The organism is Nocardioides sp. (assembly GCA_037045645.1).
Classification (GTDB): Bacteria; Actinomycetota; Actinomycetes; order Propionibacteriales; family Nocardioidaceae; genus Nocardioides.
The window spans coordinates 92,709-105,014 of the sequence record JBAOIH010000010.1 but is presented as its reverse complement, the minus strand read 5'-3'; the positions used below and the strand labels follow the sequence as shown (position 1 = coordinate 105,014).

Sequence of the window (12,306 nt, the reverse complement as noted above, 5' to 3'; positions counted from 1 at the left end):
CAGCCTGTGAAAGCCCTGGACCCTTGCTGGGCGATTCCGGTCATCCACTAGCGTCCGTAGTAGAAGCCCGTTGAACACAGGAGTCCCGATGCGCCGCAGCGTCTACAACGAGGACCACGAGTCCTTCCGCCAGACCATCCGCCAGTTCCTGGAGTCGGAGGTCGTCCCGCATTACGACGAGTGGTACGCAGCCGGCCAGGCCCCCCGCGACTTCTATCTCAAACTCGGCGAGCTCGGTGTCTTCGGCATCGAGGTGCCGGAGGAGTACGGCGGCGCGGGCATCGAGTCGTTCAAGTACGCCGCCGTCGAGACCGAGGAAGTCCACCGCGCGGGTGTGTCCTTGGGAGGGTCGGGCGTCCACGTCGGGCTCTGCCTGCCGTACATCCTCAAACTCGCCACCGACGAGCAGAAGCAGCGTTGGCTGCCGCCGTTCGTCTCCGGCGAGGAGATGTGGGCGATCGCGATGACCGAGCCCGGCACCGGCTCCGACCTCGCGGGGATGACGACGACCGCGCGCCTCGATGGCGACGAGTACGTCCTCAACGGCGCCAAGCCCTTCATCACCGGCGGCGTACACGCCGACAAGGTCATCGTGTGCGCGCGTACGGCACCCCCGTCGGAGACCGACCGTCGCTTCGGGATCTCACTGCTGGTTGTGGACACCAAGGCGCCCGGCTATTCGGTGGGTCGCAAGCTCGACAAGCTGGGTTTGAAGGTGTCCGACACGGCCGAGTTGGCGTTCCAGGACGTACGCGTGCCCGCCGCCGACCTGCTCGGCGAGGAGCACAAGGGCTTCTACTACCTCGGCCAGAACCTGCCGCAGGAGCGGCTCGCGATCGCGATCGGGGCGTACGCCCAGGCTGCTGCGGCGATCCGCTTTGCTCAGGAGTACGTCGAGCAGCGCAAGGTCTTCGGGCAGCCGGTGGCCGCGTTCCAGAACACCAAGTTCGAGCTTGCCGCCTGCAAGGCCGAGGTCGACGCGGCCGAGGCCGTGGTGGATCGCGCTCTGGAGGCCCACGACGCGGGCGATCTCACCCCCGCCGAGGCGGCTTCGGCGAAATTGTTCTGTACGGAGGTCGCGCACCGCGTGATCGACCGTTGCCTGCAGTTGCACGGCGGGTACGGCTTCATTAACGAGTACCCCATCGCGCGCCTCTACGCCGACAACCGCGTGAACCGCATCTACGGCGGCACGAGCGAAGTGATGAAGCTGATCATCGCCAAGGACATGGGTCTCTGAGCCGGAGCGAGGAGGGAGCCCCGGCGGTGCCGGGTGTGTCGCTCAAGCCCACCTGTCGCGTCTGCATTTCTCAACCCCCCCGACCTGTCGCTAATGCTCACTTCATCCACAGGTCCGTGAGCAGATGCGACAGGTGGGCGCCTTCGCGCTGAGCAGACGCGACAGGTCGAGACCTCGCTCAGCCGCCCATTGCCGCGAGTACATAGATGACCAGGAATCCGGCGAAGAACGACGCGCCCAACCAGACGGTCTCCTGCTCCTCGTGCGCTTCGACCAGGAGTTCCTCGACGACCAGATAGAGCAGTGCCGCGGCGCCGAATGCCAAGACGGCAGCCTGTCGCGGTGGCATGGGTCGCCAGGTCGTACGCCAAACCACCCGTGGCGACGCTCGCCGCGAGCATGACGCCCACGACATAGCGGCGAGTGCGAGAAACAGCTGGAGCGGTGGAGGTCCTCATGCCTGCCAGAGTTCGCCTGGAGCCTGTGGGGAGGCTGTGTGGGAGCACATGTTCAGCAACGCGACGTGACACACGCGTTCGTTCGTCTCGGGGTGTGGTCAGGGTGATTCCCGAATGTGAGGTGCTGGCGACTTCTGTCACGCTTCTGCCATGACCGACCCGCAGACCACCGCCTCGACCACGCACTCGATCGCCGCCGCGGCGCGTGATCTCGTCAAGACCTACGGTCACGACGACGCCGAGGTGCGTGCGCTGGACGGGGTCAGCGTGGACCTGATGCGCGGCGAGTTCACCGCGATCATGGGCCCCTCGGGCTCGGGCAAGTCCACGCTGATGCACTGCCTCGCCGCGCTCGACCAGCCCACCAGTGGCGGTGCCTGGGTCGACGGCACCGAGTTGGGAAAACTCAAGGACAAGGACCTCACGACGTTGCGGCGCGAGAAGGTCGGCTTCGTCTTCCAGGCGTTCAACCTGATCCCCACGCTGACCGCGCAGGAGAACATCACGCTCCCGCTCTCGCTCAGCGGCAAGAAGCCCGACCAGGCCTGGTTCGACCGCGTGATCGGTGCCGTCGGCCTACAGGACCGACTCACCCACCGGCCCAGTGAGATGTCGGGCGGTCAGCAGCAGCGCGTCGCGTGCGCCCGCGCCCTGGTCAGTCAGCCCGCCATCGTCTTCGCCGACGAGCCGACGGGCAACCTCGACTCGACGAGCTCGGCCGAGGTGCTGGGTTTCCTGCGTCGCAGCGTGGACGAGTTCGGCCAGACGATCGTGATGGTGACCCACGACGCGGTCGCGGCGTCGTACTGCGATCGCGTCATCTTCCTGGCCGACGGCAAGATCGTCGACGAGGTACGCAACCCCGATCGCGACGTGATCCTCGAGAGGATGACCGCCCTGCAAGCTGCCGCCATGGACCGGGCAGCCAGCAAGACCGGGACGGACGACTGAGATGCTCCACCTCACGCTCCGCAACCTGATGGCACGCAAGGTCAGGTTGCTGATGAGCACGCTTGCGATCGTGCTGGGCGTCGGCTTCCTGGCCGGGGTGATGACCTTCAGCAACGGCCTGGGCAACACCTTCGACGGCATCATCAAGGGCTCGACCCCCGAGGCACGCGTCCAGCCCAAGGGCGAACTCGCGTTCAGCAACGCCAACGCCGCCCTCGACTCGATGATCACCCCCGAAGACGTGGCCAAGATCGCCGCTCTGCCCGAGGTCGAGAAGGCCAGCGGTTCGGTCGACGGCATGGGTGCCTACCTGCTGGGTACGAACGGCAAACTCGTCGGTGGTCAGGGTGCCCCGACGCTGGTCTTCAACTACGAGCAGAGCAACAACATGCTCGGCGAGCCGATCCTGCAGTTGGAGAAGGGCGACTGGCCCACCGCTGACGGCCAGGTGGTGCTTGACCAGGCGAGCGCGGATCGCGGGAAGTACGACATCGGCGACGAAGTCTCCCTGATCGTCCCCAACGCCGCCTCGGTCCAAGACGCGACGAGGAAGTTCGAACTCGTCGGCACCGCCAACTTCAACGGCGGAGGCACGGCGGGCGCGATCCTCGTGCTGATGGACACCAAGCAGGCCCAGGACGTGTTCCTGGGCGGACTGGATGCCTTCACCAGCGTCTCGCTCACCGGCAAGGACGGCGTCTCGCAGAAGGAACTCGCGGCTGCGGCCAATACGGTCGTCCCCGACGGCTTCACGGCCGTCACCGGTGACAAGTTGGTCAAGGAGTCCGAGGCGTCGATCGGTCAGTTCCTCGATGTCATCTCCATCTTCCTCACCGCCTTCGCGGTCATCGCGATCGTCGTCGGCGCGTTCATCATCTTCAACACGTTCAGCATCCTGGTGCAGCAGCGCGTACGCGAGTCCGCCCTGCTGCGCGCGCTCGGCGCCAGCCGCAAGCAGGTCACCAGGTCGGTGCTGATCGAGGCGCTCCTGATGGCTCTGGTCGGGGCGACGCTCGGCGTCCTGTTGGGGCTGCTGCTTGCTCGTGGCCTGGCCGCGGTCTTCCAGATGGTCGGGCTGGAGATCTCCGGCGACACGCTGTCGCTGACTCCGGGCACCGTGATCTGGGCGTACGTCGTGGGTCTGTTGGTCACGATGGCGGCGGCGTACCTGCCGGCCCGCCGGGCCTCGAAGGTGCCACCCGTCGCCGCGATGCGTGAGGACGTGGAGGTCCAGGAGAAGGGGATGCGTCGGCGTACGATCGTCGGCGTCGTCGCCCTGCTCATCGGCGCCGCGCTGGCCGCGGTAGGCCTCGTGGGTGGCCCGGGCAACGATGCGATCTGGATCGGCGCGGCAGCGATCATCTGGATCGTGACCGGAGCGCTGATCGCGCCCGTGCTCGGCAAGCCGTTGCTGCTCGGTCTGCGCGGTGTCTTCGGCAAGGTCTTCGGTGCATCCGGTCGACTGGCCGGTGAGAACGCGCTGCGCAACCCCAGGCGTACGGGCGCCACCGCGTCGGCGCTGATGATCGGCTTGGCGGTGGTGTCGGCCGTAGGCGTGCTGGCCTCCTCCGTAAGCGCGACCAACGACAAACTGATCAACGATCAGTTCTCCAGCGACTTCCTGGTGCAGTCGCCGACCTTCGGCGCCTTCCCGACCGCCATCGGCGACGACATGGCCAAGGTCGACGGGGTGGCCGTCGTGTCGCGTCAGCAGGGTGTCGTGGCACTGTCCGACGACGGGTCGAAGAAGCCGAAGCAGGAGTACGTCATCGGGGTCGACTCGACCTTCCCCGACATCTACAAACTGACGATGCTCTCGGGAACGCAGCGGCTCACGGGCCACGAGGTGTTGCTCAACAAGAGCAAGGCCAAGGCGCTCGACCTCAAGGTCGGCGGGACGCTGCCGTTGGAGTTCCCGAGCGGCAAGACGCTCGACCTCAAGGTCGCGGGCATCTTCGACGACACTCCGGTGACGGGCTCGATCACCGCGCCGCTGTCGGTGCTGAAGGCTGCCGGGATCAAGCGCGCAGACCAGGCGCTGAGCATCAACGCGGACAAGGGGGCGGACAAGGCCGAGGTCGCGAAGGCGCTCGACGCGGTGATTGCCGATATTCCGATCGTCGCGGTGCAGGACAAGCAGCAGTTCGCCGATTCGATCAAGGGCCAGCTCAATCAGCTTCTGTACATGATCTACGGCCTGCTGGCGCTCGCGATCATCATCGCCGTCTTCGGCATCATCAACACGTTGGGCCTCTCGGTGCTCGAACGCACCCGTGAGATCGGTCTGCTGCGCGCGGTCGGGCTCTCGCGCAGTCGACTGCGACTGATGGTGATGCTCGAATCGGTCACGATCGCGCTTCTCGGTGCCGCGCTCGGGCTCGGGGTCGGGCTGGTGATCGGGATCCTGCTGCGGCAGTCGCTGAAGAAGGACCTCACCGTGCTGGCGTTGCCGCTGAGCAGTCTGGTGGTCTTCTTGATCATCGCGGTGATCCTCGGTGTGTTGGCCGCGATCGTGCCGGCGATCCGGGCCTCGCGGATGAATGTGCTGCAGGCGATCGCGACGGAGTGATCCCGGCCGGGGCTAGCCTCCGTGCATGGACGACGCCACGGCCGAAGCACCGGACTGGGTCGCTGACCTGATCATCACCGCCGACGCCCGACTGGCCGACGCCGACGCGGCGCTGCTCGCGCAGTTTCCGGGACAGCGCGCGATGAGGCAGCCCGTACACACGGTCTACCTCGCCGCCGATCGCTATCGGCCGGGCCTGGCGCAACAGTGGGGTACGCAGGCTTGCTCCTTGCTCGCCAGTGGTGAGCAGGGATACAGGCGGGCCACGGGGACCGGCGAGGACGACCTGGCCCGGGTGCAGGAAAAGCTGGGATCAGAGCCCATCGAGGATCTGCGGATCGACTTCGAGGACGGCGCCAAACACGTCGCCGCCGAGGATGAGGATGCGGTCTGTCTCGCGGCTGCGAAGGCACTGCGTCTCGACAAGTCCGACGGCACCGCCCCGCCGTACGTCGGCATCCGTTTCAAGAGCCTGGAGGGACCCACGCGCGCTCGCGGGATCCGGACGCTCGCGATGTTCCTCGACACCGCCGGCTGGGTCGACGGGATGGGGCTGACCCTGCCCAAGGTGACCAGCGTCGCTCAGGTCGAGGCGATGGTGGAACTTTCGCAGAGCCTGGAGGATCGGCTCGGCCTCGCCGATCACGCGATTGGCTTCGAGCTCCAGATCGAGACACCGCAATCGATCCTCGGACCCGACGGCACCGCGTTGGTCGCGCGGATGATTCACGTCGGCGACGGGCGCGTCACCGGCCTGCACTACGGGACGTACGACTACTCGGCCTTCGTCGGGGTCGCGGCGGCCTACCAATCGATGGAGCACCCGGCGGCTGACTATGCGAAGTCGGTGATGCAGGCCGCTGCGGCGGGGACGGGCGTACGCCTCTCGGACGGCTCGACGAACATCCTTCCCGTCGGCGACGACGCCGCGATCGAGCGGGGCTGGGAACTCCACCACCGCCTGGTGCGCCGTCACCTGGAGCGCGCGTACTACCAGGGTTGGGACCTGCACCCGCATCAATTGCCGACGCGCTTCGGGGCGACGTTCGCGTTCTTTCGCGAGCGCCTGGAGGATGCGCTGGTCAGGCTGCGTCACTATGTCGCCGGGGTCGAGGGCGCGGTGCTGGACGAGCCCGCGACGGCTCGCGCCTTGGCCGACTATGTGTTGCGAGGACTCGACTGCGGCGCGGTCTCGTGGCGCGAGGTGAGCGAGGGCAGCGGGCTGGATCTGGCCACGCTGAACGCTCTCGCCAAACGTGTCGATGTGACATCCTCGCCGGAGAGGTGACCGCAGGTGGTTTCGAGACACCCGCTGCGCGGGCTCCTCAACCACCGGGGAGACGCGCTGGATCGGCTCCTCAACCACCGGGAAGGGGACTGCCGTGGGCATCGTGCTGGGGACCAACCAATACGGCAAGGCCGAGAACCGGGTCGTACGGATCACCAGGCAGACCGAGCGCCATGAGATCCGCGATCTCAGCGTCTCGACCTCGTTGCGCGGCGACTTCTCGGCGGCGCACAGCGACGGTGACCAGGCCGACGTACTGCCCACGGACACGCAGAAGAACACCGTCTTCGCCTTCGCCAAGTCCCACGGGATCTCCTCGCCCGAGGACTTCGGGAGGGCGCTCGGCAAGCGGTTCCTCACGGCCGCCGACACCTGCGTCGAGGCGCAGATCCGGTTGGAGGAGTACGCCTGGGACCGCGTCTCGATCCCCGGTACCGGGGAGGGGCACGACCACGCGTTCGTACGTCGTGGCACCGAGACGCGTACGGCTGTCGTGACCTCGACCCGCGAGTCGGTGCACGTGCTCAGCGGACTGACCGATCTGACCCTGCTCAAATCGACGGGGTCGGAGTTCAAGGGCTTCCTCAAAGACGAATACACCACGCTCGCCGAGACCGACGACCGGATCATGGCGACCTCGCTGACCGCGAGGTGGCGTACGACCGACTCCGGCGCCGTCGACGACTGGGACGCGGCCTATCTCGACATCCGCAGCATCCTGCTCGCGACCTTCGCGCAGACCTACAGCCGTGCCTTGCAGGAGACCCTGTTCCTGATGGGCGAGGCGGTGCTGAAGGCGCACCCGCAGGTCGCCGAGGTCAGATTCTCCGCACCCAACAAGCACCACTTCCTCTCCGACCTGTCGCCATTCGGCCTCGACAATCCCGGCGAGGTCTTCTATGCCGCCGACCGGCCGTACGGTCTGATCGAGGCGCAGGTCAGGCGCGATGACGTCGACGACGATCCGGCGGCCTGGGCGGGCGTACCGGGATTCTTGTGAGGGGCCAGCGATGAGGTTCGACACCATTCCCGACGCCGAACTCGGGCCGCAGTTGCTCGGCCTGACCCGGTCCGACACCTGGGTCACCCGGCTGATCGCGGGACGCCCGTACGGCGACCTCGAGTCGCTGCTTGCCGAGTCCGATCGGATCATCTTGTCGCTGACCGAGGCCGGGATCGACGAAACGCTGGCCGGGCACCCGAGGATCGGCGAGAAGGCGGGCGCGTCCCTCGGCAAGGACGAGGCGGCGCGGTCGTCGTCCGAACAGGCCGGGATGAGCGCCGCGGACGCCGAACTCAAGACGGCGATGGCGCGCGGGAATGAGGAGTACGAGGCGCGCTTCGGCCGGATCTATCTGGTCGCCGCGGCCGGGCGCAGTGCCGAGGAGCTGCTGGCGATCCTGCAATCGCGACTCGGCAACGACCCGGCCGAGGAGTTGCAGATCGTCAAGGAGAACCTCGCCAAGATCACCCGGCTGCGCCTCACCTCGGCGTTCGGGTCTGCCGCAACCGAGGAGGGCACGTGACGATCTCCACGCACGTGCTCGACGCGACACATGGCCGTCCTGCGGTCGGGTTGTCGATCACGCTTGGTCGCATTGAAGGCGACGTGGTGCAGGACCTCGGGTCCGGTCTCACCAACGCCGACGGGCGATGCCCCGAACTCACCGAGGGCCTGGACCTGGCCGAGGGCACCTATCGGATGCGCTTCGAGACGGCCGCCTGGTTCGACGCGGTCGGCATCCACGACTACTTCTATCCCTATGCCGAGGTCGTCTTCACCGTGACCGATGCCGCGGCACACCACCACGTGCCGCTGCTGTTGTCGCCCTTCGCGTACTCCACCTATCGAGGCTCCTGATGATCATCCGCGCCCCGCGCGCCATCATCGACGGCCGCGAGGTGCCCGCCGAGGTGACGATCGAAGACGGCCTGATCGTCGCGATCTGTGTGGATGGTTTCGAGACGCCGCCTTCGGCGGCTCCTCAACCACCGAGAGCGGCCCCGGTGGTTGAGGAGGCGCGCAGCGCCGTCTCGAAACCGTTCCCGGGGGAGTCCACAAGTCCGGTGGTTGAGGAGGCGCGCAGCGCCGTCTCGAAACCGTTCCCGGGGGAGCCCACAAGCCCGGTGGTTGAGGAGGCGCGCAGCGCCGTCTCGAAACCACAGATCATCACTCTGCGCGATGACGAGGTCCTGATCCCCGGCCTGGTCGACACGCACGTCCACGTCAACGAGCCCGGCCGCACCGAGTGGGAGGGCTTCGCGTCCGCCACCCGAGCCGCCGCAGCCGGCGGGGTCACCACGATCCTCGACATGCCGCTCAACTCCATCCCGGCCACCACGACCACAAGAGCGCTCCAAGCCAAGAAGGAGGCCGCGCGGGGACAGGCGTACGTCGATGTCGGCTTCTGGGGCGGCGCGGTGCCAGGCAACCTGACCGACCTAGAGCCGTTGCACGACGCCGGCGTGTTCGGGTTCAAGTGCTTCCTGCTCGACAGCGGCGTCGAGGAGTTCGCACCACTCGACGCACGACAGTTCGTCGAGGCGATGACCGAGACCGCGCGGTTGGGTGCGCTGCTGATCGCGCATGCCGAGTCCGGTGACCTGATCGGCGACTGCGCGCACGGGCGGTCGTACACACCCTTCCTCGACTCGCGGCCGACCCAGGCCGAGGCCCGCGCGATCGACCTGGTCATCGACACAGCCCGCGCGACGCGCGGCAAGGCGCACATCGTGCATCTGAGTGCCAGCGACGCGATCCCGGCCGTACGCAAAGCCCGCGAGGCTGGCATCGATCTCACCATCGAGACCTGTCCGCACTACCTGTTCTTCGACGCAGCCGAGGTGCCCGAGGGCGGCACTCAATTCAAGTGCTGCCCACCGATCCGCGACGGCGCCAACCGCGATGCACTCTGGGCAGGGCTCGTCGACGGCGACATCGACTACGTCGTCACCGACCACTCACCCTCGACTGTCGACCTGAAGCAACTCGACACCGGTGACTTCGCGGACGCGTGGGGAGGCATCGCCGGCCTCCAACTCGGGCTCGCGGCAACCTGGACCGCGGCCCGGCGAAGGCGTATCCCGCTCGCCGACGTGATCGGCTGGATGGCGACCGCGACCGCTGATCGGGTCGGCCTCACCGATCGCGGAAGGATCGCCGTCGGTGCCCGCGCCGACCTGGCCGTCCTCGCGCCCGACGAGACCTTCGAGGTCGACGTGACCCGACTGCACCACAAAAACCCCGTCTCGCCCTACGCCGGGCACACCCTCCACGGAGTCGTACGCCGCACCTACCTCGCGGGCGAGGAAGTCGATCTAGACGCAGCCCCTCGCGGAGAGCTGATCGAGAGGACCCGATGAACTACTACGTCCCCACCGCCGGCCATCCGGGCCAGACCGAACTCACCACCAAGGACTCCGGGCGCGCGGTCTTCACCGACGCGTACGCCGTCCTGCCGCGCGGCACCATGCGCGACATCGTGATCAACCGGTTGCCCTTCTGGGAGGGCACGAGGTTCTGGACGATCGCGCGACCGCTGACCGGCTTCGCCGAGACGTTCAGCCAATACATCGCCGAGGTGGCACCCGGCGGCGGGTCCGACCACCCGGAGACCGATCCCGAGGCCGAGGCGGTGCTGTTCGTCGTCGGCGGCGCGCCCACCCTCACGCTGACGACGAGCGGGTCGAGCGACCCGAGCCGGTCGAGCGAAGTCGAGACTCACGATCTGCGCCCCGGGTCGTACGTCTTCCTCCCGCCCCGGGCGCAATGGACCCTGCACAACCCCGCCCAAGACGAGAACGCCGTCTTCCACTGGATCCGCAAGCGCCATCAAGCCGTCGAGGGCCTGGAGACTCCCGAAGCGTTCGTCACCCACGAGGACGACCACCCGCCCACCGAGATGCCCGGCACCGACGGCGCGTGGGGGACGCAACGCTTCGTCGACCCCGACGACGTACGCCACGACATGCACGTCAACATCGTGAACTTCGGCCCCGGCGGCGCGATCCCGTTCCCGGAGACGCACGTGATGGAGCACGGCCTCTATGTGTTGGAGGGCAAGGCGGTCTATCTGCTCAACAAGGACTGGGTCGAGGTCGAGGCCGGTGACTTCATGTGGCTGCGCGCCTTCTGCCCCCAAGCCTGTTACGCCGGGGGACCGGGCAGGTTCCGATATCTGCTCTATAAGGACATGCACCGACACCCGCGGTTCCTCTAGGCCGGAAGATTCACGTACGCCCGGCCCATTGACAGAAAATCTTTCGCGCGTGACCCTGGTCACATGGTGATGTCTGTGGAAGTCGACACCGGTCAGGCGGCCCTGGCCGCACTCACGCCGCTGCGCGCCAGCGGTGGGGACCGGCGTACGACCGGACTCAGCGACGAACTGATCGCGCAGTTCGGCAAGCGCGATCCACGCCTGCTCGCCGCGGTGGAGTCCGCGGTGGCGACGGCTCGCACTCTCGACCCCGCCTTCTTGGACCAAGACGAGGCCGAGCAGGTCGACTGGTGTCAGGCCGGGCTGCACAACTTCTACGACCCCGACGCGGTCAACCCGTTCGTGGCGGCGGGCGCCAAGGGGCCGTGGCAGGTCACGCTCAAGGGCGCGGTGCTCTATGACACCGGCGGGTACGGGATGCTCGGTTGGGGCCACAACCCCGACTTCGTGATCGCCGCCCTCGCCCACGAGCAGCCGATGGCCAACGTGATGACCGCCCATCCGGCGCAGCGCCGTTTCACCGACGCGCTGATGCGCGAGATCGGCCAACAGGACCAGTGCCCGTACGCCGGATTCATGTCGCTCAACTCGGGCTCGGAGGCGATGTCGCTGGCCTGCCGGATCGCCGACACTCTCTCGCGTACGGTCGTCGGTCCCGGCGGTGCCCGCGAGGGTGCCACGGTCAAGCGCCTGGTGCAGAAGGGCGCGTTCCACGGGCGTACGGAGCGCCCCGCGCTGCTGTCTGACTCAAGCCGCTCCACCTATGACGAGCGGCTCGCCAGCTTTGCCACCGAAGACTCGGTGCTCGTCGTGGAATCCGGCGACGTCGCCGCGCTGGAGAGTGCCTTCGCCGACGCCGAGCAGAACGGCTGGTTCATCGAACTCGTCGCCCTCGAACCCGTAATGGGCGAGGGCAATCCCGGCTATCAGATCACCCGCGAGTTCTATCAGGCCGCGCGCCGCCTGGCGACCGAGCACGGCTCGCTGCTGCTGATCGACTCGGTGCAGGCTGGGCTGCGTACGAAGGGGGTGCTCAGCGTCGTCGACTATCCGGAGTACGCCGGGTGCGACGCCCCCGACATGGAGAGTTTCAGCAAGGCGATCCAGGCGGGGCAATACCCGCTGTCCACCCTTGCGCTCGGGCCGCGTGCAGTCGCGATCTATCAGCGCGGGACATATGGCAACACCATGACCGGCAACCCGCGGGCGATGTCGATCGGCGCGACCGTCCTGGAGCACATGACCACCGAGTTGCGCGCCAATATCGTCGCGCGCGGCGACGAACTCACCGCCAAACTGGACGCGCTCAGGGACGAGTTCCCAGGTGTCGCGGTCGGCGCCCAGGGCACCGGGCTGCTGGTCTCCCTGGAGATCGCCGGGCACAAGATCTATGGCACCGACTCGCTGGAGGAGTGGTTGCGTCGTGAGGGCCTCGGGGTGATTCACGGGGGTGCGAGTTCGCTGCGGTTCACGCCGACCTTCGACTGCACGAGCGAGGAGCTCGACCTCGTCGTCGACCTCGTACGGGCGGGTCTGCGCGCCGGTGCGGGCCGGACTGACGACCGCACGGCATGATCTGA

At 67.3% G+C, this 12,306-nt stretch carries 11 protein-coding genes; 10 read left to right on the top strand and 1 reads right to left on the bottom strand.

What is annotated here, in order from left to right; genetic code table 11:
• Window positions 1–88: 88 nt before the first annotated feature.
• The gene (locus V9G04_17375; protein MEI2715007.1) at window positions 89–1,240 is read left to right on the top strand and encodes an acyl-CoA dehydrogenase family protein; all 1,152 of its coding nucleotides are present in this window, start codon (window positions 89–91) and stop codon (window positions 1,238–1,240) included.
• 178 nt (window positions 1,241–1,418) lie between these two features.
• Here V9G04_17375 and V9G04_17370 read toward each other — a convergent pair whose 3' ends face one another.
• Entirely contained in the window at window positions 1,419–1,565 is a 147-nt protein-coding gene (locus V9G04_17370; GenBank protein MEI2715006.1) for a hypothetical protein, read from the bottom strand.
• Window positions 1,566–1,848: 283 nt separating this feature from the next.
• Between V9G04_17370 and V9G04_17365 the strand changes: the two genes are divergently transcribed.
• The 9 genes from V9G04_17365 to V9G04_17325 all read left to right on the top strand — a co-directional run bounded on the left by V9G04_17365 (window position 1,849) and on the right by V9G04_17325 (window position 12,301).
• Complete coding sequence (locus V9G04_17365) at window positions 1,849–2,649, top strand: ABC transporter ATP-binding protein (protein ID MEI2715005.1); 801 nt, start codon at window positions 1,849–1,851, stop codon at window positions 2,647–2,649.
• A gap of 52 nt (window positions 2,650–2,701) precedes the next feature.
• Entirely contained in the window at window positions 2,702–5,218 is a 2,517-nt protein-coding gene (locus tag V9G04_17360; protein ID MEI2715004.1) for an FtsX-like permease family protein, read from the top strand.
• A gap of 25 nt (window positions 5,219–5,243) precedes the next feature.
• The gene (locus V9G04_17355; protein ID MEI2715003.1) at window positions 5,244–6,506 is read left to right on the top strand and encodes an aldolase; all 1,263 of its coding nucleotides are present in this window, start codon (window positions 5,244–5,246) and stop codon (window positions 6,504–6,506) included.
• 94 nt (window positions 6,507–6,600) lie between these two features.
• Entirely contained in the window at window positions 6,601–7,506 is a 906-nt protein-coding gene (pucL, locus tag V9G04_17350; protein MEI2715002.1) for a urate oxidase, read from the top strand.
• 10 nt (window positions 7,507–7,516) lie between these two features.
• Window positions 7,517–8,032, top strand: a complete 516-nt coding sequence (uraD, locus tag V9G04_17345; GenBank protein MEI2715001.1) for a 2-oxo-4-hydroxy-4-carboxy-5-ureidoimidazoline decarboxylase — start codon at window positions 7,517–7,519, stop codon at window positions 8,030–8,032.
• Window positions 8,029–8,367, top strand: a complete 339-nt coding sequence (gene uraH, locus V9G04_17340; GenBank protein MEI2715000.1) for a hydroxyisourate hydrolase — start codon at window positions 8,029–8,031, stop codon at window positions 8,365–8,367. Before uraD ends, uraH begins: the two co-directional genes overlap by 4 nt.
• Entirely contained in the window at window positions 8,367–9,869 is a 1,503-nt protein-coding gene (allB, locus tag V9G04_17335; protein MEI2714999.1) for an allantoinase AllB, read from the top strand. The genes uraH and allB overlap by 1 nt, the downstream gene beginning before the upstream one ends.
• Window positions 9,866–10,726: a bifunctional allantoicase/(S)-ureidoglycine aminohydrolase gene (locus V9G04_17330; GenBank protein MEI2714998.1), complete on the top strand. Its 861-nt coding sequence runs from the start codon at window positions 9,866–9,868 to the stop codon at window positions 10,724–10,726. The genes allB and V9G04_17330 overlap by 4 nt, the downstream gene beginning before the upstream one ends.
• 63 nt (window positions 10,727–10,789) lie before the next feature.
• A complete protein-coding gene (locus V9G04_17325) occupies window positions 10,790–12,301 on the top strand; it encodes an aminotransferase class III-fold pyridoxal phosphate-dependent enzyme (GenBank protein MEI2714997.1) in 1,512 nt (503 codons plus the stop codon).
• Window positions 12,302–12,306: the final 5 nt, after the last annotated feature.